Below are 18,725 nucleotides of genomic sequence, written 5' to 3'. Positions count from 1 at the left end.
AACAAAAACAGCGGGCCGTGCAGCTTACGCCACGCCCGCTGTTCAGAAGTGCGCACTATGTCACGCCACAACAGCACGCGCCTTGAGCAAGGTCAGCGCTGTGTCCTCGATCATATCTTCCTGACCACCCACGAGCCGCTGCCGACCTAGTTCAACAAGGATGTCGCGCGCCGGGATCTTGTACTTCGCTTCCGCGCGTTTCGCAAACAGCAGGAATGACGAATAGACGCCCGCGTAGCCCAGTGTCAGTGCATCGCGATCGATGCGGATAGGCGTGTCCATGATAGGCGTCACGAGGTCTTCGGCAACATCGGAAATCTTGAAGACATCGACACCGGTCTGAATGCCCATGCGTTCACACACTGCAATGAACACTTCCATTGGCGTATTGCCCGCGCCTGCGCCCAAACCCGCAGCGGCGGCATCGATGCGGTTCGCGCCCGCGGCGATGGCGGCTACCGAATTGGCCACGCCCATGGCGAGATTATGGTGCCCATGAAAACCGACCTCGGTATCAGGCTTGAGCTTGTCACGCACAAGCGCAATTCGCGCCGTTACATCGTCGGGCAACATATAGCCGGCCGAATCGGTGATGTAGATGCAGTTCGCTCCGTACGACTCCATCAGTCTCGCTTGTTGGAGAAGCTGATCGGGTGGCGACATATGCGCCATCATCAGGAAGCCCACCGTATCCATGCCCAGCTTGCGAGCGAGACCAATATGCTGCTCGGACACGTCCGCTTCGGTGCAGTGCGTCGCGACGCGGATCGTGTGCACGCCGAGTTCATGCGCCATGTGCAGATGATCGACCGTGCCAATGCCAGGTATCAGCAGCGCGGACACTTTTGCATGGTCGAGCTCGGCCAGGACTGCGCTCAGATACGCTTCGTCGGTATGCGCGGGAAAGCCGTAGTTCACCGACGCGCCGCCCAGTCCGTCGCCGTGTGTGACCTCGATCAGCGGCACGCCCGCTGCGTCGAGTCCGCGGGCAATCGAGCGCATCTGTTCGAGTGAGATCTGGTGACGCTTCGGGTGCATGCCGTCGCGCAGGGTCATGTCATGCACGGTGATGCGGGTTCCAGCAAGAGACATGGTCGACTCCTTCATGCCGTCGCTCGCGCGGCGGCGAGCATCTGTTGGGCAAAGACTTCAGCGGTGCGGGCTGCGGCCGCAGTCATGATGTCGAGGTTGCCGGCGTATTTCGGCAGATAGTCACCGAGCCCTTCGACCTCCATGAACACCGACACGCGCCTGCCATCGAATACCGGTCCGTTCTTGAGCGTATAGCCGGGCACGTACTGCCGCACCTCGTCGACCATCGCGTGCACCGACGCGGTAATCGCGTCAATGTCCAGATCGGCTTCGGTCAGGCAGTGGATCGTGTCGCGCATGATGAGCGGCGGCTCGGCGGGATTGATGACAATGATCGCTTTGCCGACCTGTGCACCGCCGATCTGCTCGATTGCCAGCGCCGTGGTGCGCGTAAATTCGTCGATGTTCTTGCGCGTGCCGGGGCCGACCGAGCGCGACGATACCGTCGCCACGATCTCGCCATACACGACCCGCTGCACGCGCGATACCGCATGAACCATCGGAATGGTTGCCTGACCGCCGCACGTGACCATGTTGACGTTCATCGCGTTCTGGCCGACCTGCGCGCCAAGATTGACGGGCGGCACGCAGAACGGTCCTATTGCTGCCGGCGTCAGATCGATCACGCGCACGCCGCGCGCGGTCAGTTTGTCGGAGTGCTCGCGATGCACATAAGCGGAGGTTGCATCGAAGGCTATCCGGATGTCGTCGACTTCGATATGCGCCAACAGGCCGTCGATACCCTCAGCGGTGGTCTTCAGGCCCAATTCACGCGCTCGTGCGAGGCCGTCCGAGGCCGGATCGACGCCGACCATCCAGACCGGCTCGAGCACCGTGCTGCGGCGCAGTTTGTAAAGCAGATCGGTGCCGATATTGCCCGGTCCGATCAACGCGCATTTGATCTTGCTCATTGAAAGCTTCCTTATAGTCAGTCTGCCAGACGGTGAAATGGTCGGATACTTAGGATTACTTAGACAAAATTAACCGAACAGCCGCCGATACCTTCGATATGCATCTGCAAATGGTCGCCACCGGCAACGGGAATCAATGCCGCGAGCGAGCCCGACAACACGATTTCGCCGGCCAGGAGCGGCACGCCCAGCTCGCCGAGCGTATTCGCGAGCCAGGCGACCGCGTCGGCCGGATGCCCCAACGCTGCCGCGCCGATGCCTTCGGCCACACGCTTGCCGTTCTGGTCGATCGTCATGCGGCACGCGGCGAGGTCGAGCGTGTCGGGTGCAACGCGCGCTTCGCCGAGCACATAGACGCCGCACGACGCGTTGTCAGCCACCGTGTCTCCAATGCGGATCGCCCAGTCGCGAATCCGTGAATCGACGATTTCGAAGCACGCGCCGACCGCTTCGGTGGCGGCGAGCACGTCGGCGCGATCAATGCCGGGCCCGCGCAGATCGAGCTTCAAATAGAAGACGATCTCGCCTTCGGCGCGTGGCTGGATCAGCGTTGAGACAGAGACGTCCGCGCCGGCTTCGTAGTGCATGCCGGAGAGCAGGATGCCGAAATCGGGTTGACGGACATCGAGCATGTCCTGCACGGCCTGGCTCGTGACGCCGATCTTCTTGCCCACCACGGTTTCGCCTGCAGCGATGCGGCGGGCAACGAAACGTTGCTGCACGCCATAAGCGTCCGCGAGCGAAAAGCCGTCAAAGCCGTCTTTGCGCGCGGAGAAGGGGGGAATCGGCGCGCGGTCGCGCCAGGCGTTGTAAAGCTCGTCGCCGAGGAGGGTGTGAAGAGTCGAAGTCATGGCAGACGTAAGGGGTGAGTGAAGAGTGCATAAAGGGTGCATGAAAGTCCGGAACGCGGTGGGTCATGCGCCTGCGTGAGCGCGCATGACCTGGTTTCAGACGCACAACGTAAATCAGTTACCTGCGCCGCGAATCGCATCCGGCGAGAAATACGCCTCCGTCAATTGCGAGCCGCGCGTGAGCACCGGCATGGGTTCCTGATTCGCGAGACGGTCCGCGTAATACGCGCCGGAGATCAGGTCGTGATAGAACACGGCGGTCGAGTAGAACGATTTCGCGTCATACGCATAGAGCGTTGGCGCAAGGTTGGTGCGCCACAGCGTGCCGCGTGCGTCGTAGTTGTCTGCGGCAACCGCGTTCCATGTGTCCTCGTCGAGATACAGCACACGTTTGGCGTACTGATGGCGATAGCCCTGCTTGAGCGTCGCCTGCAGCACCCACACGCGATGGAGCTCGAAGCGCATGTACTGGGTGTTTTCGTGACCCTTCGTCAGCAGATCGGTGTACTTGATCGATGGGTCCATCAGCTTGTAGTTGTCGTACGGCACATAAACTTCGCGCTTGCCGACGATCTTCCAGTCGTAGCGTTCACCCGAACCATTGAAGAGCCGGTCGTCATCGACCGTGCGAAAGCCACCGGGACCTTCCGGTTGATCGAAGCCAAATTCAGGCGCCTGCCGCACGCGCCGAGTGCCCGGGTTATAGGACCAGGTACGGCGCGTGTCGGAGCCTTCCTGATCCCACATCTCGAAGCCGGTGATGATCGTGCCGCGATCGGACAGCGGTAGCATGGTCGTCTGGCGGAAGAAGCTCTTCGCGTTCAATGCGCTCTTTGGATCGAAGCGATCGGCACTGCGTGGCCCGTAGATCGCGTACTGCACCTTGCCCCACGCGATATTGCCGTCCGGGTAGACAACGGCCTGATCATAGGTAGCGGTCTCGCCCTCGATCGCCGACGCGAAACGCAGATTCCACATCGCTTCGACCCCGCTTTTCGGCACCGGGAACGGCGTGACGGGCGGGAAATCCTTCAGGCCGTTCTGGTCCTTTGTCATCGTCGTGCCTGGCGCATACAGGCGGATATCCTTGTAGACGTCCTCGCCGTAGCGGAAATCGCGGTGACTCGGGTAGACCGGAATCGTGAACGTGTCCGGGTACTTCTTCAGCAGCGCTTTCTCGCCGTCAGTCAGGCGCGCGTCGTACTGCTGCATGTTCGCTGCGGTGATGACGAAGAGCGGCTGTTCGCTCGCATACGGGTCGGGGAAGCGCTGGCCCTGCTTGTAGTCGACGCCGGGCGGCGTGCCGAACCATTTGCCGCTCCATGCCGGGATGGTCCCGTCGGCGTTGCCCGCACGCTCGGCGCCCATCGGCGTGAGCGGACCTTCGAGCTTGGCCAGGTCCTCGGGGCTGGTTTTGGCGAACGATGCGATGGCGAGCGCGGCACCTGCCGTGAACACGCAGACACGTAATGCTGGATGGAAAATTCCACTCATGACCAAATCCTCTTGCAGTAAAAGACGGCTGATTCAAAGGGCGATGCGTTTGGGTACTCCGCGTACGAGGCGTACGAGGTGCACGAATTGCACGAATTGCACGAAGCGTCAGAACGAATAGGTCGCGGTGGCGAGCACATAGTCGCGATCCGCGAGCGGACGGTTCGTCGGGTCAGGTGTACCGAGGAATTTCGCGTAGACGAGCGCGAGCTTGAGGTTGCTGAGACGGGTGAAATTGACGCCGACTGTGACCCGGTGGTCACCCACGCCGGTCATCGAGCCGAGGCCGCCCGCGAGTGCGGACTTGCCGGTGAAATCGTCTGCATAGGTCAGGGGCACATCGAGGTCCCAACCGTTAAAGACGTTCTTGTAGCTGAGCGTCCACGCGACCTCGAACGCGGCCGAATTGCGGGTGTTGGTCAGTTGCGCCGATCCCATCTCCGGCGTGATGTTGCCGGCATGCACGTATGAAATTTCGCCGACGAGCGTCTGCGACGCAGCCAGGAAAGTGGGCCCAAGCGAATAGATCGCCGACAGGTTCGACTGCCACACGTCACCGCGTGTAGCGGTGGGGCCGGCCGGGGTGTTCACGAGCACGGCGGCGCCTTGCCGGTAGGACGTTTCGCCGGCGACGTTGACGCCGTTCAGATCTGTCGAGAAGCTCAGGCCGGTAAGCTTGATGTTGTCGAAGTACTTCTCCTGGTATTGCAGTGTCGGGAAATAGGTCGTCACGACATTGGGGTTCATGTCGTTGTAGTGCAGGTAGTACGCACCGACCTCAGTGTCGCCGAACACGCGCCAGCGCGCGCCCAGACCCCATTGGCCGCTGTTGCCGGGGCGGATGTCGTTGCCCTGCGGAATGTGGATGCCGCCCGGTCCGATGATGTATTCGGCGCCGGGGCCGACCACGTCCGTATAGCTCATGTAGCTGCCCGGCGCAGTCAGGTCGTTTGGCTCGAAGGCGAACTGGTAATAGCCGAGCAGACTGAAATTAGGTGCGATCTGCCATTGCGTCGAAATTTGCGGAACTGGCAAGAGGATGTCTTTCACTTCGGCACCGGCGACGAACGATTTAGTCGCATCAGCCGGGCCTTGCGCGCCGGCAATGTTCGGGAAGAACACGCTCTCGCCCCACGCAACCACCTGGTCGCCGACCTTCACGTTCAGACTGGTGCCGCCGAACCGGAACGTGTTGTATGCATACGCGGCCAGCAACTGGGTGTGGCCGCCGGACCAGTATTGCGCCTGCTCGGTGAAGTCGTTGTAGGTGCCCCCGTGGTTCACGGTGCCCGGCGCGTTGTTGTAGTTCGAATGCTGATAGGCCTGATCGTAAAAGGTATCCGCACGCACGAAGACACCCCAGTCGTCGTGCTTGAGATTCACTTCGCCAAGCAGGCTGACCTGATTTTCGATTAGTTTGTTCTTTGCGAAGTTACGGTCGCCGTCGTCGCCGTTGATGTTTTCCGGCGTCAGCAGATTGCCGCTCGGCGCACGCGTGCGCATGCCCAGGCCGTAGCCGAGCGTGAAGGTGTAGTCGAGCGTAGTGTCGACGCCGAGATTGATGGTGTCGCCGGCGCAGGCCGGTGACGCAAGCGTCGCCGCGCCTACCGCCGTTACCGCGAGCACGGCGAGCCTGCATGCCGCGCACATCGTGCGCAGTGCCGGCGCGCGCTCTTGTGTTCCGCTGATCTGCATCCTGTCTCCTCTGGTCACGTCCGAATTTGTTGTGATCAGAGGTTAGGGGGCGCGTGCGGCGCGAGAATCGTCAAAACGGACTAGTCGATTGCCCTAAGACACGACACAAGCGGGCGGCACGGGTTGGGGCTTCGTTGTGAATGCTTCATGGAGATTGGTTGCTGCCAGGAACGCAGGCACTTCGCCGCCGCCTTCGAGTACGAGATTGCTGCCCGATGCATAAGCCGCATGCGGCGAAGCGAGGAACAGGCACGCGGAGGCAATGTCGTCCGGCGTCGCGAGCCGGCCTGCCGGGATCGTCTTGGTGATGGCCTGGATCGCGTTGGCGTCTTCGGATTCGCCGAGATGACCGCTTGTGGCCGCATCCGTTTGCACGAGGCTTGGACTCACCGCGCACACGCGTACCTTGGGCGCCCATTCGACCGCGAGCGAGCGCACCGCGTTAAGGATGCCCGCCTTTGCCGCACCGTATGCCGCTGTTCCCGGCGACGCACGTAAGCCGCTGATGCTGCCGATAAACAGCAGCACGCCGCCTGTTGCCTGTCGTTGCATCAACGCGTTAGCGCGCTGCGCGAGCTGCAGCGGTGCGAGCAGATTGAGGCGAATCACGGCTTCGGTAAAGCGCGGCGACGCATGCGCAGCGAGAGCGAATGGCGCACCGCCAGCGTTGTTCACCACCACGTCGAGCCGGCCCGTTTCGCGTTCGATGGTTGCCAGCATCGCGTCGAGACAATCGATATCGCGGACGTCGACTGCGATGAAGCGCGGCTTTCCACCCGTGTCTCCAGTCTCGCCAGCGGGCGGCGTACGCCCGCAAACATAGACGGTTGCGCCCGTATCGAGAAAGGCTTGCGCAATGCCGGCGCCGATGCCCTTCGTGCCGCCCGTCACCAGCACGACCTTGCCGCTGAAATCGAATGTTGCCATTGCTGCCGTCTCCGTCTGATCAAGTGTGCCCGATGGTAGGAGAAATGCCGGTTTGCCTCGTAGTCTGAAAAGACGATGCCCGGGCGCAGGTTCAGATGGATCATGTTTTCGCTGGCGAACTTCATACCATCTGCCGCGCCGATGAGCGCGGCGCGAGACAGGAGACAAGCGCGCATGACCGCAACGCCCACCGAGTCCACTGCCCGCGCACCGAGCGCGCCGATAGGGGCTTTCACCGAGACACCAGGCGGTCTCAGGCTCCACCATTTCGAAGCCGGCAGCGGCGCGCCGGTCGTATTCATCCACGGCAGCGGGCCGGGTGCGAGCGGTTTCAGCAATTTCAAACACAACTATCCGCAGTTTGCGGCGGCGGGTCTCCGTGCAATCGTGGTCGACCTGCCGGGTTATGGCGCATCGTCGAAGCCTTCGGATGTCGCTTACACGCTCGACTTTTTCGTCGACGCATTGCGCGCGCAACTCGAAGTGCTTGGTATCGGCCGTGCGACGCTGCTCGGCAATTCGCTCGGCGGCGCGATCGCGCTGCAATACGCGCTCGACTATCCGGCCGACGTCGACAGTCTGATCATGATGGCCCCTGGTGGGGTCGAAGAGCGCGAGACCTACTTCCGGATGGAAGGAATCCAGAAGATGGTGTCGCTGTTCACGAACCGCCAGATGAACCGCGGCACGATGCGCGAATTGCTCGAACTGCTCGTGTTCGACCGCGGCCTCGTGACCGATGCGCTGGTCGACGAACGCATGCGCGTCTGTGAACACCAGCCGCCGGAGGTACTGTCGACCATGCGCGTGCCGAACCTCACCGAACGGCTCGCCGAACTGCGTTGTCCGGTGCTCGGCTTCTGGGGCACCGACGACCGCTTCAATCCGGTGAGCGGCGCATCACGCTTTCTCGAACATTGCGCCGACGCGCGCTTTGTCCTGATGAATCGATGCGGCCATTGGGTGATGGTCGAGCATCGGGACTATTTCAACCGCGAATGTCTGGAATTTCTTGCGCGTGCGCGTGCCGCTTAAGGCACGCTTCGGTTTGCAATTCGCGGTATGTAGTATCTGAAGCTCAGTTGAAAACAATCATCACGCAGACGGCATGACATTTCCCCAACACCTGTTTGACCTAAGCGGCAAGGTGAGCGCGATCACGGGCGGCGCACGTGGCATCGGCGCACAGACGGCGCGCACGCTTGCGGCGGCCGGATCGGCGATCGCAGTGCTCGACATTCTCACGGAAAGCGGCGAGCAGCTCGTCGCGCAGATCAACGAGGAGGGTGGCAACGCCGCTTTCTGGAAGCTGGATGTCACGCAGGAAGACGACGTGCAGCGCGTGTTTGGCGAGATCGGCGCGCGCTTTGGGCGGCTCGACGTGCTGGTGAACAACGCCGGCATCGAAGGCGTGAACCTGCCGACGCATGAAATGACGCTGCAGCAATGGCAGAAAGTCATCGACGTCAACGTGACAGGCGTGTTCCTGTGCACGAAGTACGCGATTCCGCAATTGATCGCGGCGGGCGGCGGTTCGATCGTGAATCTGTCGTCAATGTACGGGCTGGTCGGTGGCCCGGACGTGCCGGCGTATCACGCATCGAAAGGCGCAGTGCGCCTGATGGCCAAGACTGAAGCGATGTTGTACGCGACACAGAATATCCGCGCCAACTCCGTGCACCCGGGCTTCATCCGTACGCCGCTGCTCGAAGATGCCTTTGCGAAGCTGGGCGACCCGGAACAGATCTTTGCGCATATGAAGACGCTCGTGCCACTTGCCACGATCGGCGATCCGCAGGATATCGCAGCAGGCATCCTGTATCTGGTGTCGCCGGCCGGACGTTATGTGACCGGCACGGAACTGGTGATCGATGGCGGTTATACCGCGCGCTAGGAGACACCATGAACACCAGTCAGAACATGAAAGCGAGCCTGCTCGACTATATCGACGCCTTCAACGCAGCGGACGCATCCCGCGTCGTTGCGCTGTTCGCCGACAACGCGAGCGTCGAAGATCCGGTTGGCACGCCGAGGAAAGAGGGTAAGAGCGAGATCGAGGCGTTTTATAGCTTTGCGACGTCGGTGGGCGCACGTCTCGAACTACTGGCGCCGCCGCGCGGCTCGCACGGCAACAGCGCGTCGATCAGTTTTCGCGTGCACATCGTCGCGCAAGGGCAGGCGGCCCATATCGATGTTACAGACGTCATGGATTTCGACGCCGCCGGCAAGATCAAGCGGATGCGTGCGTATTGGGGCGCCGACGATTATCACGTGCACGACAACGCGAGCTGATCAGGCGCGGCGGCCCGATGCGCATGGCCACCAAAACGAAGCGTGACTTATCGCCGCAATGATATATCGGGCATGCCTTCGTCGCTATGGGCTGGAAATATTGACGGTGATACGTTTCGATCCGTCACAGTGGCATTGTTCCGACCGGCGCGCGAAAGCCATGGGACGACGTCACAACGACCCGAAAAGCAGCAGCGCAAACCAACGCGAGCACCGAGACATGAGGCAGCCCATGCGCTTCTACTACCGCAACGCGATTCGCGAAGTCAGCGACGCAGCCATCACGCGCATCGTCAAGTTCAAGGCGGTCAACGTGTGCATTCAGTTCCTGCCAACGCCTGGCGGCACAGCGCTGTTCGCCATCGAAGATCTGCGTCGGGCTCACGAGCGCCGCGGGTGTCAAGCTGTCTGCGCTCACAATGCCAATTGCAATTAGAGTCGATACCGAAGCTACGATGCAGATTCGCAGTTTCGCCCGAAGCATGGGCCAAATCGTGCTGCAGAGAAACGCCGCGACAGGCGGGATCATCGTCCTCGCTTTGTTGTGCTTCAGCCCGCGCCTTGCATGCGCATTGTTAGTAGGCACGCTGACGGGCAATGTGCTCGCGCACATCTTCGATGACCATAGTTCGCCGGCAACGCGCAACGACTTGCATGGCTTTAATGGAGGGCTCGCGGCACTCGCTGCGTTTACGTTCATCCATGACAATTCGCGCGCGAGTGCCGTCGCAATCCTCGCGGCGGTGTTAGCCACCGGTTTGTCGGACATGCTCACCCGGGCGCTCAACCGTTGGAATCTGGCGGCCTATTCGAGTCCCGCGGTGCTTGTGACATGGGCTTGGCTACCTTTATTCGCCGACCCATCCTCCGCAACTGCGGCAGTGAGCGTTGCTGCCCCGGCAAGCGCGGACAGCGGTGTTCATTTGATTTTTAGCGTGGCCCCTGCATTCTTTCGGCCGTGCCTCGAAGGTATTGTCGCGGGCCTGGCACCGATCGCTTTTGCTGCGGGGCCTGCTGCGGGAGCTTTGATTCTCGTCGGCCTCCTGGTGGCGAGGCCATCGCGTGCTGCATGGGCACTTGGTGGTAGCGCACTCGGACTTGCGCTATTTACGGTTTTCGGCACGTCTGCCGGCGTGCTGCAGAGCGGTGCATGCGGCTTCAATCCAGCACTAGCGGCGCTTGCGACGTGCCGGTTCGGTGTCAAAGCGCCGATTTCAGCCATTGTTTTGACCTTGCTAATCGAGCTCGCTGCGACAGCAGTTGGGATACCCGCGATGACCGCCCCTTTCGTACTGGCTTCGTGGGCGGTGCAGTTGCTTGAGCAGCGCTTCAATGCCCGCGTCAATAGTGGAGAGTCCGATGTGGCTCACCCATAAAACTGATCGCGCGCATCGCGCCGTCTGGACCCAGCGCTCCTGCGTAGGCTTCATCGAATTGATTTGTCGAACCGCGCGTGACGATCTTTGCGCGTTCTCTTCCATCCACTCTTGAATTTAACAGGAACCCACTATGCCGACTTTCAATATTCAGTTATTCGAGGGCAGGACGTCCGAACAAAAGAGCAAGTTCGTCGAGGCCATCACGCGCGCGACTTGCGAATCGCTAGGCTGCGCGCCGGACGCGGTCGATATCATCTTGACCGAAGTTAAGCGGGAAAACTGGGCCACGGCCGGCAAGCTGTGGTCGAACGAGTAGGGGTGGATCAACCACGATAGTCAAGGCGTGCCTTTTTTATCGCGGCAAGTGTTGCGGGCCTAAGTGGCTCGATAAATCCGTTGCCCTGCCAACTTCACTTGCCACCTGGTGGATCAATGTTGACGATCTCCGCTAGCCATATTCGGCAAGGGTGATTTTTCGGCGAAAGAAATCATTCAGAAGCGCCGCTTCTTGGGCAACGAATTCCGAACGTCAAGTAGACGCGAAGTTGGCGGGGCCGGCTAGAAATACTCCAAATGGATGTTGTCAGGGTATATCCATTGTCGAGCGTGAGCGACGACAACGTCCATAAAAGCCGTCGGTCCGCAACAGTAGGCGTGGGTATTGGATGGTGCCGCCTCGACGGCATAGCCCACCGCACGTTCAGTTGCCTCAGGCGTGAGCCCATAGTGATAGTGGACGTGTCCGCTATGTTCCATGGTGCTCAAGCGATCCTGAAACGCAGCACACTCCGTCGATCGCGCGAAATAATGCAAGTCGAACGGGCGCTGATTAAATGCCAGCTCTTGAGCCATCGCGAGCAACGGCGTGATTCCAATACCTGCAGCGAACAGGAGCGCCTTCTGCGAAGAGTCAGACAATTGAAAATTGTTACGAGGCGGCCCTATGAAAAGTTTGTCCCCTTCAAGAACGTCTCGATGAATCGTGGCTGACCCTCCCCGGGATCGGCTATCTTCCTTGATTCCCAATACGTAGGCATCCCTGTCCGTTGGAGCGTTGCAGAGCGAATACTGGCGAACGACGCTTTGAGCATCCTCAGGCTGAGGGATGTGCACATCAATGTACGCACCCGCCGTGAATGCCGGGAGTTTGGCGCGGGTCTCAGCGACTAGTTCCAGGCCGATAACGTCCTGCGTTACGGCCCATTTCCTCCGAACAACAACACCAAACGTATCCATTTCGTCATCCTAATCGGTTAATGTCAGAGATCAAGAATTAAGAAGTTCATTACATTCCGATCTAAAGAATATCTAAAGATAACTCAGCGCAAAGCTCGCTTCCGGGGCCGGATAGGAGCGAACGTGAATATCGTTGGCACCACTTTAAATAGCGACCTGAAGACACTCATTAGCGATCGCAGTGTTCCTCAAAATGTAGCGGTTTATAACGCTCAGGGATGTGGTCGCGACGAATTGCAGGTATACAGAAATGCCGTCTTGCTTGTGAGCCTGGAGTGCCTTAAGGAGCGCACTTCGAAATGGACCGTCAATTCGTTGGCGGGGGTAGCGCTTTTGCAAGCCTGTTTTGCAGGCCTGTTCGAGTAGGAAACGCTGCGTCGGTTCAAGATCAACTGAGGCGTGCCGGGAAAGTTGGAACAAGGGGCTTGGCACCTTCACGCCGCACTAAGGCGGCGCGCAAATCAATGTGATAGGGAACCACCGTCATGGTAAACCAGGGTTCAGAGTCATGCGCAAACGTAATGACTTTCTCTTAAAAAGGCAATATTCATGATGTACGGGGGTTTGGATAATCATGTAACGGATAAAGCGCTCACTCGCTGGATTTTCAGGAGGCAATTGCATGACAGGCAGCACCCCGCAGCAGGCTATTTCAGGCCGCAATCAACCCGCGCGCATTACGGTCCGCGACGCCGTGATCGATTTCATGCGACGGGTGGGAATGACGTCGGTATTCGCGAATCCGGGGTCAACAGAGTTGCCGATGTTTCGCGATTTTCCCGCCGATTTCCGCTACATACTTGGGCTTCAAGAGGCCGTTGTGGTCGGCATGGCCGACGGTTATGCGCAGGCAACGGGTAACGCCTCGCTGGTGAACCTGCATTCGGCAGCGGGTGTCGGTAACGCGATGGGCAATATTTTCACCGCATTTCGTAACCGGTCGCCGATTGTCGTGACGGCCGGACAACAGGCCCGTTCAATCCTTCCATTCGACCCTTTCCTGGCATCGACGCAGGCAACCGAGTTGCCCAAGCCTTACGTGAAATGGAGTATTGAACCGGCGCGGGCTGCCGACGTGCCGCTGGCAATCGCGCGCGCTTATCACATAGCCATGCAGGAGCCGCGGGGGCCCGTGTTCGTCTCTATTCCTGCTGACGATTGGGATCAACCGGCGGACTATGTGCCGGTGAGCGAGGTCAGCACGGTGACACGGCCCGATCCGGTCATGCTGGCGCGCATGGGCGACGCGCTCGATCAATGCGCGCGGCCTGCGTTTGTCGTCGGTGGCGGCGTGGATCGCGCGGGCGCGGTGGACGAAGTCGTGCGCCTCGCAGAGCGTCATCAGGCACGCGTTTTCGTGGCTCCCATGTCGGGAAGATGCAGCTTTCCTGAGGATCATCGGCTGTTCGCCGGTTTCCTTCCTGCCATGCGCGAGAAGATCGTCGAGATACTGGGCGGCCATGATCTCATCTGCGTACTCGGTGCTCCCGCGTTCACTTACCACGTGGAAGGCGGCGGTCCACACGTTCCCCCGGGCGCGCAACTATTCCAGCTTGTCGATGACCCCGGCGTGGCAGCCTGGACCCCAACCGGCACCGCGACGGTCGGGAACATCCGGCTGGGCGTCACGGACTTGCTGACACGGCCCGCACCCAGGACGCGTCCGCTGCCAGCGGCTCGCCGTGCGCCTCCGCGCGCGGAGGCTTCACCGCTGATGTCGGTGGCATTCGTGCTGCAAACGCTTGCCGAAGTACGCAACCCGGCCTATGTCGTGGTTGAAGAAGCACCGAGTGCGCGGCCGGTCATGCAGGAATATCTGCCGTTCACCCGTAGCGGCACCTTCCTGACCATGGAAAGCGGCGGCCTTGGATACGGCATGCCCGCAGCAGTGGGCGTCGCGCTCGCCAAGCCAGGCACCCAGGTAATCGCGCTGATTGGCGACGGTTCCAGCATGTATTCGATTCAGGCTATATGGAGCGCAGTGCAGCTCAACCTGCCTATTACATTCGTCATCCTGAATAATTCACGATACGCGGCGTTGCAGGATTTTGCACCGGTGTTTGGTTTCGCACCGAGCGATCCGGTGCAGGGAACCGACCTTCCGGGTCTGGATTTCGTGACGCTTGCTGCCGGCATGGGATGTCGCGGTGTTGCGGTCAGGGAGGCCGCCCGCTTGAGGGACGTATTGAACGAAGCTTTGCACAGTGCCGGACCGATGCTGGTGGAAACCATTGTGGCTTAGCGCGCGTCGCAAATTGACTACTGCTCACATAAAAATCATCAGGAGACAAACGATGAAAACCATTGCCATGTTGATCAACGGCGAGCCTGTACGAGCCGCCAACGGCGCGATCTTCGAGCGCAGGAATCCACTGGACGGCGAGGTCGCCACGCGCGCACCGGCTGCATCGGTGGCTGACGCGCTCGCCGCGGTCGATGCCGCAGCCACCGCGTTCCCTGCGTGGTCCGCTACAGGACCAGGCGAGCGACGCGCGCTGTTGATGCGTGCCGCGCAGGTCCTCGAAGAAAAGCACGCCGCCTTTGTGTCCGCCATGGCGGCGGAAACCGGGGCGTCGGCTATTTGGGCCGGGTTCAATGTGCATCTGGCGGCGTCCGGATTGATGGAGGCCGCGGCGCTCACCACGCAGATCGCTGGCGAAGTCATTCCATCCGATGTACCTGGCAGCGTGGCAATGGGTGTGCGGCAACCGGCGGGTGTCGTGCTCGGGATCGCGCCGTGGAACGCACCCGTGATTCTTGCGGTTCGTGCTATCGCGCTGCCGCTCGCGTGCGGCAACACGGTCGTCCTCAAAGGGTCCGAGATATGTCCGGCAACGCACGGCCTGATCATCGATGCGTTGCAGGAGGCTGGGTTGCCTGCGGGGGTAGTGAACTTCGTGACGAACGCACCAGCGGATGCCGGCCTGATCGTTGAAGCGATGATTGCTCATCCCAAGGTGCGGCGCGTCAACTTTACGGGTTCGACCCGCGTCGGCAAGGTCATTGCTGCAAGCTGCGCGAAATACCTCAAGCCGGCGGTGCTGGAGCTGGGTGGCAAGGCGCCGCTGCTTGTGCTGGACGACGCCGATCTTGACGCCGCAGTCGATGCAGCAGTGTTCGGTGCGTTCGCCAACTCGGGGCAAATTTGCATGTCGACTGAACGCATAGTGGTGGATCGCAAGGTGGCCGACGCGTTCGTAAGAAGGCTCGTTGCCCGGGCCGTCGAATTGCCGCTGGGCGATCCGCGCAAAGGAGCGGTCGTGCTCGGCTCGGTTGTGGACATGAGTACTGTCGCGCGATGCAATGCATTGATCGATGATGCCCTCGCGAAAGGCGCGACGCTGTTATGCGGCGGCAAGGCCGACAACACGCTAATGCCGGCCACGCTGTTGGACCACGTCAGCGCCGACATGCGGATCTACCACGACGAATCGTTTGGACCGGTCAAAGGAATCGTCCGCGTGGACGGTGACGAAGAGGCTATCGCTTGCGCTAACGACAACGAATTCGGTTTGTCTTCAGCGGTGTTCAGCCGGGACATCGCGCGCGCGATGAATGTTGCCAGGCGCATTGAGTCGGGCATCTGTCACATCAATGGTCCGACGGTACACGACGAGGCGCAGATGCCTTTTGGCGGTGTCAAGGGCAGCGGATTCGGCCACTTTGGCGGCAAGGCAGGCATCGCGGAATTCACGGATCTACGCTGGATCACCGTGCAGACCGCGCCGCGTCAATATCCGTTCTGATGGGGAGACATTAGGGCGCGCTCAGACGCGTGCATCTGAGCAGTAAAAGTAGTAAGCGATCCTAAAAATAATCGATCGGAAAGCGGTATTGGATGCCATGCGAGTAAACGAGTGACACTCGCTCAAATAATTCGCTCAAGAAAATAAAGATATGCGGTGAGAACCCGCGCAACAACCAGGAGACAGTCATATGCCAAGCTACGTCCCTCCCGCTGTGTTCAAAGGGTCTGCGCAGACGAAACATGATCAGGAGATGGAACTGCAGGACACGAGCAAGACAGTGGACATTGGGAGCGTGCTCGACGACGGCCCATTCACTACCTTCCAGAAGCTCATTGTCCTGCTGGCAGCGCTTTCGATCATTGTCGATGGTTTCGACAGCCAGTTGATCGGCTTCGCCATCCCCATGCTGATCAAGGAGTGGGGTATCGCCCGCAACGCATTTGCCCCGGTGGTTGCGGCAGGACTGATTGGCATGGGAATAGGCAGCGCCTGCGCGGGTTTATTCGCCGATCGTTTCGGCCGGCGCTGGGCCGTGATCGGTAGTGTGCTGGTGTTTGGCGTGGCGACCTGCGCGATCAGCATTGCCCCGAACCTTGCGGTGATTGCCGCACTGCGGTTCGTCGCTGGACTGGGAATAGGCGGGGCGTTGCCGACCTCCACCACATTGACCGCGGAATATACGCCCGCGCGCTTGCGCACCATAGCGGTCACGGTCACGATCCTTTGCGTGCCTCTGGGTGGCATGGTGGCGGGACTGTTTGCCAGCGTGATCTTGCCGGCTTATGGCTGGCGCGCGTTGTTTCTGATCGGCGGTGTGTTGCCGCTGGTGCTGGCAGTGTTACTGCTGTTCGCGCTGCCTGAGTCTCCACGCTTTCTGTCGCGTCGTCCGCACCGCTGGGCCGAATTGGTGACGCTGCTGGGCCGCATGTCGCGCCCGGTCGCCAAAGATGCAAGCTTCACAGATATGCGCGAGCGAGATTCAGAGAAGCACGTGGGATTCACCGCGCTTTTCAAGGACGGCCGCGCGTTGGACACCGTGGCGATCTGGTGCGCGTTCTTCATGTGTTTACTGGCTGTCTACGCCGCGTTCAGCTGGTTGCCGACCATGTTGGCCAACGAGGGTTTGTCGGTGCAGTTTGCCGGCTACGGGCTGACGGCCTACAACCTGGGCGGTGCAATCGGGGCGTTGGCATGTGCGGTCACCATCGCGCGATTCGGTTCTCGCTGGCCGTTGCTCATTTGTTGTTCAGGCGCCGCTGCCAGCGCGTGGCTACTGCTGACAGTCGATGTTTCCCGGCACGTGAGCGTGCTGATGTTCGGACTTTTCACACACGGCCTGTTCGTCAATGCAGTGCAGTCCACCATGTATGCGCTTTGTGCCTACGTCTACCCGACGGGAGTGCGTGCGACCGGAACGGCGTCGGCGCTCGCATTCGGGCGGATAGGCGCGATTGTCAGCGCGTTCGCCGGTGCCGCGGTCATTACCGCGGGTGGCGCGTCTTCGTACCTGGTGATGTTGGGCGCGGCAATGACGGTGGTGATGATCGCGCTTGCGCTCGTGCGGCGGCACATACCCAGTGCGATCCGGTAGACCGCTGGACATACTTGCATTGAACCTTCTGGTGGGGGCGAGCGGTCCCCTCTGACCTAACAGAACCGGCGCAGGTCGACCGGCAGGATTTGGGTTGATCAAAGTGCCAATAAATAAGGATACCTATCAAATAACAAGCGTTAAGTTAAAAGCAGGACGATTGAGACCAGGAGGGTTGAGTGCGCAACACGCTTGACTATCGTCGGAACAAGAAATTTTCAACCTGCATTCCAAAGCGCAGGTCAGGGGACTCGGAGACCATGAAATACAAAACAGCATTATTGGGTGCGCTGCTCGCGATCAACGCGGTGCCGTCGTTTGCGCAAAGCAATGTGACGCTTTACGGGATTATCGACACGGGCGTTGAGTTTGTAACGCATGCCGATGCATCGGGCAACAGCGTGGTACGGATGCCGGGCGTGACTGGTGAACTGCCATCGCGATGGGGCATACGGGGCACTGAGGATCTTGGCGGCGGCTGGTCGACCATCTTCACGTTGGAAAGCGGTTTCAATACCAAAGCTGGGACGCTGAACCAGGGTGGCCGCCTTTTCGGCCGGCAAGCGTTGGTCGGTTTGACGGGACCGTATGGCAGCCTGACGTTCGGGCGCCAGTACACCATGACGTACTGGGCAATCCTTGACGCTGATCTGCTCGGCCCGGACATCTATGGCGGCACGGGTTCCTTCGATCAGTATTTGCCCAGCGCGCGTAGCGACAACACAGTTGTGTACAAGGGAACTTTCGGCGGCCTGACCGCGGGTGCAACCTATTCCTTTGGACGTGATTCAGCCGGTACCGGAAATTCACCGGGGCAGGGCACGTGTGTCGGCGCGGTGCCGGGCAGCCCACAAACCTGCCGCGAGTGGTCGGCCATGCTGCGTTATGACTGGAGCGGTTTCGGCGCTGCCGCAGCCTACGACGAACAACGCGGCGGCCCCGGTGCATCGGCGAACCTGTTCGACGGTACGCCTACGTTCGCGTTGACCAACCCGGGCGATAAAGATATCCGCATGCAGTTGAACGGCTACGGAGCGATCGGAAAACTGAAGATCGGGGGTGGGTGGCTTGGGCGAAGGGTGGAGACCGTTTCGGCCGCCACGCCCAACGTGAGGTCGGATCAGTTCTATCTGACGGCCGCGTATCCGGTTACGCCTGCGTTCCTGGTGGATGGTGGTATCTACCGGATCGTCAACCGGCAGGACGACACTCGCGGGACGATCGAGGTGCTGCGCACGACCTATTTCTTGTCGAAGAGTACGGCTGTGTATTTACAGGGCGCGTATCTGGCGAACAGCGCGAAAGCCGCCTACACGGTGAGTCAGGGTGGCGGCGGCACCACGCCCGCCGCAGGTGCTGGGCAACTCGGCGTAATGGCCGGATTGCGGCACAGTTTCTAGCTGCCCGAGATCTCGCGCGCTCATCTTGCTCATTAAATCTTGCTAAGTACCCGCTCGACGTCTGAGCGGGTAAGCGGTCTGATGATAAAGACACTGCGTCCTGGCGGC

At 60.4% G+C, this 18,725-nt stretch carries 18 protein-coding genes; 11 read left to right on the top strand and 7 right to left on the bottom strand.

Annotated features, from left to right (window positions below; all coding sequences use genetic code 11):
• Positions 1 to 60 precede the first annotated feature (60 nt).
• The 6 genes from dmpG to SBC1_RS19095 all read right to left on the bottom strand — a co-directional run bounded on the left by dmpG (position 61) and on the right by SBC1_RS19095 (position 6,970).
• Complete coding sequence (gene dmpG / locus SBC1_RS19120) at positions 61 to 1,092, bottom strand: 4-hydroxy-2-oxovalerate aldolase (protein WP_165099171.1); 1,032 nt, start codon at positions 1,090 to 1,092, stop codon at positions 61 to 63.
• A gap of 11 nt (positions 1,093 to 1,103) precedes the next feature.
• The gene (locus SBC1_RS19115) at positions 1,104 to 2,003 is read right to left on the bottom strand and encodes an acetaldehyde dehydrogenase (acetylating) (RefSeq protein WP_165099174.1); all 900 of its coding nucleotides are present in this window, start codon (positions 2,001 to 2,003) and stop codon (positions 1,104 to 1,106) included.
• A gap of 59 nt (positions 2,004 to 2,062) precedes the next feature.
• Entirely contained in the window at positions 2,063 to 2,854 is a 792-nt protein-coding gene (locus SBC1_RS19110; protein WP_165099177.1) for a fumarylacetoacetate hydrolase family protein, read from the bottom strand.
• 114 nt (positions 2,855 to 2,968) lie between these two features.
• Positions 2,969 to 4,348 (bottom strand): DUF1329 domain-containing protein, encoded by a 1,380-nt coding sequence (locus tag SBC1_RS19105; RefSeq protein WP_165099180.1) that lies wholly within the window; start codon positions 4,346 to 4,348, stop codon positions 2,969 to 2,971.
• A 108-nt stretch (positions 4,349 to 4,456) separates the two neighbouring features.
• A complete protein-coding gene (locus SBC1_RS19100; protein ID WP_370469663.1) occupies positions 4,457 to 5,998 on the bottom strand; it encodes a DUF1302 domain-containing protein in 1,542 nt (513 codons plus the stop codon).
• A gap of 138 nt (positions 5,999 to 6,136) precedes the next feature.
• Positions 6,137 to 6,970 (bottom strand): SDR family oxidoreductase, encoded by an 834-nt coding sequence (locus SBC1_RS19095; RefSeq protein ID WP_165099187.1) that lies wholly within the window; start codon positions 6,968 to 6,970, stop codon positions 6,137 to 6,139.
• Between the two features lie 174 nt (positions 6,971 to 7,144).
• Between SBC1_RS19095 and SBC1_RS19090 the strand changes: the two genes are divergently transcribed.
• The 6 genes from SBC1_RS19090 to SBC1_RS19065 all read left to right on the top strand — a co-directional run bounded on the left by SBC1_RS19090 (position 7,145) and on the right by SBC1_RS19065 (position 10,957).
• Positions 7,145 to 8,005, top strand: coding sequence for an alpha/beta fold hydrolase (locus SBC1_RS19090; RefSeq protein ID WP_165099190.1), 861 nt, complete (start codon positions 7,145 to 7,147; stop codon positions 8,003 to 8,005).
• A gap of 73 nt (positions 8,006 to 8,078) precedes the next feature.
• The gene (locus tag SBC1_RS19085) at positions 8,079 to 8,864 is read left to right on the top strand and encodes an SDR family NAD(P)-dependent oxidoreductase (RefSeq protein WP_165099194.1); all 786 of its coding nucleotides are present in this window, start codon (positions 8,079 to 8,081) and stop codon (positions 8,862 to 8,864) included.
• An 8-nt stretch (positions 8,865 to 8,872) separates the two neighbouring features.
• A complete protein-coding gene (locus SBC1_RS19080) occupies positions 8,873 to 9,262 on the top strand; it encodes a nuclear transport factor 2 family protein (protein ID WP_165099203.1) in 390 nt (129 codons plus the stop codon).
• A gap of 232 nt (positions 9,263 to 9,494) precedes the next feature.
• The gene (locus SBC1_RS19075; protein ID WP_206366079.1) at positions 9,495 to 9,698 is read left to right on the top strand and encodes a hypothetical protein; all 204 of its coding nucleotides are present in this window, start codon (positions 9,495 to 9,497) and stop codon (positions 9,696 to 9,698) included.
• Complete coding sequence (locus SBC1_RS19070) at positions 9,682 to 10,638, top strand: urea transporter (RefSeq protein ID WP_165099217.1); 957 nt, start codon at positions 9,682 to 9,684, stop codon at positions 10,636 to 10,638. Before SBC1_RS19075 ends, SBC1_RS19070 begins: the two co-directional genes overlap by 17 nt.
• A gap of 133 nt (positions 10,639 to 10,771) precedes the next feature.
• A complete protein-coding gene (locus SBC1_RS19065) occupies positions 10,772 to 10,957 on the top strand; it encodes a 4-oxalocrotonate tautomerase (protein ID WP_165099221.1) in 186 nt (61 codons plus the stop codon).
• A gap of 242 nt (positions 10,958 to 11,199) precedes the next feature.
• Here the strand turns inward: SBC1_RS19065 and SBC1_RS19060 are convergent, their stop codons facing one another.
• Positions 11,200 to 11,877 (bottom strand): ferredoxin reductase, encoded by a 678-nt coding sequence (locus tag SBC1_RS19060; protein ID WP_165099224.1) that lies wholly within the window; start codon positions 11,875 to 11,877, stop codon positions 11,200 to 11,202.
• Positions 11,878 to 12,000: 123 nt separating this feature from the next.
• Here SBC1_RS19060 and SBC1_RS19055 point away from each other — a divergent pair, with 123 nt between their 5' ends.
• The 5 genes from SBC1_RS19055 (at position 12,001) to SBC1_RS19035 (ending at position 18,617) form a co-directional block, all read left to right on the top strand.
• Entirely contained in the window at positions 12,001 to 12,243 is a 243-nt protein-coding gene (locus SBC1_RS19055; RefSeq protein ID WP_165099227.1) for a hypothetical protein, read from the top strand.
• Between the two features lie 256 nt (positions 12,244 to 12,499).
• On the top strand, positions 12,500 to 14,119 hold the full coding sequence (gene mdlC, locus SBC1_RS19050; RefSeq protein ID WP_165099230.1) for a benzoylformate decarboxylase: 1,620 nt from the start codon (positions 12,500 to 12,502) through the stop codon (positions 14,117 to 14,119).
• Positions 14,120 to 14,171: 52 nt separating this feature from the next.
• The gene (locus tag SBC1_RS19045) at positions 14,172 to 15,623 is read left to right on the top strand and encodes an aldehyde dehydrogenase (protein WP_165099233.1); all 1,452 of its coding nucleotides are present in this window, start codon (positions 14,172 to 14,174) and stop codon (positions 15,621 to 15,623) included.
• Positions 15,624 to 15,876: 253 nt separating this feature from the next.
• Positions 15,877 to 17,217 (top strand): MFS transporter, encoded by a 1,341-nt coding sequence (locus SBC1_RS19040; protein ID WP_241202276.1) that lies wholly within the window; start codon positions 15,877 to 15,879, stop codon positions 17,215 to 17,217.
• Positions 17,218 to 17,477: 260 nt separating this feature from the next.
• A complete protein-coding gene (locus SBC1_RS19035) occupies positions 17,478 to 18,617 on the top strand; it encodes a porin (RefSeq protein WP_165099250.1) in 1,140 nt (379 codons plus the stop codon).
• The last annotated feature ends 108 nt before the right edge of the window (positions 18,618 to 18,725 follow it).

Origin of the sequence: Caballeronia sp. SBC1, assembly GCF_011493005.1 — a bacterium.
Classification (GTDB): domain Bacteria; phylum Pseudomonadota; class Gammaproteobacteria; order Burkholderiales; family Burkholderiaceae; genus Caballeronia.
The sequence above is the reverse complement of the archived record's forward strand: the minus strand, read 5'-3'. Positions and strand labels throughout refer to the sequence as shown.

Bases quoted from the DNA above. Each gene is read 5' to 3' on its own strand.
- dmpG (WP_165099171.1), bottom strand. From the start codon at position 1,092: ATGTCTCTTGCTGGAACCCGCATCACCGTGCATGACATGACCCTGCGC.
- SBC1_RS19115 (WP_165099174.1), bottom strand. From the start codon at position 2,003: ATGAGCAAGATCAAATGCGCGTTGATCGGACCGGGCAATATCGGCACC.
- SBC1_RS19110 (WP_165099177.1), bottom strand. From the start codon at position 2,854: ATGACTTCGACTCTTCACACCCTCCTCGGCGACGAGCTTTACAACGCC.
- SBC1_RS19105 (WP_165099180.1), bottom strand. From the start codon at position 4,348: ATGAGTGGAATTTTCCATCCAGCATTACGTGTCTGCGTGTTCACGGCA.
- SBC1_RS19100 (WP_370469663.1), bottom strand. From the start codon at position 5,998: ATGTGCGCGGCATGCAGGCTCGCCGTGCTCGCGGTAACGGCGGTAGGC.
- SBC1_RS19095 (WP_165099187.1), bottom strand. From the start codon at position 6,970: ATGGCAACATTCGATTTCAGCGGCAAGGTCGTGCTGGTGACGGGCGGC.
- SBC1_RS19090 (WP_165099190.1), top strand. From the start codon at position 7,145: ATGACCGCAACGCCCACCGAGTCCACTGCCCGCGCACCGAGCGCGCCG.
- SBC1_RS19085 (WP_165099194.1), top strand. From the start codon at position 8,079: ATGACATTTCCCCAACACCTGTTTGACCTAAGCGGCAAGGTGAGCGCG.
- SBC1_RS19080 (WP_165099203.1), top strand. From the start codon at position 8,873: ATGAACACCAGTCAGAACATGAAAGCGAGCCTGCTCGACTATATCGAC.
- SBC1_RS19075 (WP_206366079.1), top strand. From the start codon at position 9,495: ATGCGCTTCTACTACCGCAACGCGATTCGCGAAGTCAGCGACGCAGCC.
- SBC1_RS19070 (WP_165099217.1), top strand. From the start codon at position 9,682: ATGCCAATTGCAATTAGAGTCGATACCGAAGCTACGATGCAGATTCGC.
- SBC1_RS19065 (WP_165099221.1), top strand. From the start codon at position 10,772: ATGCCGACTTTCAATATTCAGTTATTCGAGGGCAGGACGTCCGAACAA.
- SBC1_RS19060 (WP_165099224.1), bottom strand. From the start codon at position 11,877: ATGGATACGTTTGGTGTTGTTGTTCGGAGGAAATGGGCCGTAACGCAG.
- mdlC (WP_165099230.1), top strand. From the start codon at position 12,500: ATGACAGGCAGCACCCCGCAGCAGGCTATTTCAGGCCGCAATCAACCC.
- SBC1_RS19045 (WP_165099233.1), top strand. From the start codon at position 14,172: ATGAAAACCATTGCCATGTTGATCAACGGCGAGCCTGTACGAGCCGCC.
- SBC1_RS19040 (WP_241202276.1), top strand. From the start codon at position 15,877: ATGGAACTGCAGGACACGAGCAAGACAGTGGACATTGGGAGCGTGCTC.
- SBC1_RS19035 (WP_165099250.1), top strand. From the start codon at position 17,478: ATGAAATACAAAACAGCATTATTGGGTGCGCTGCTCGCGATCAACGCG.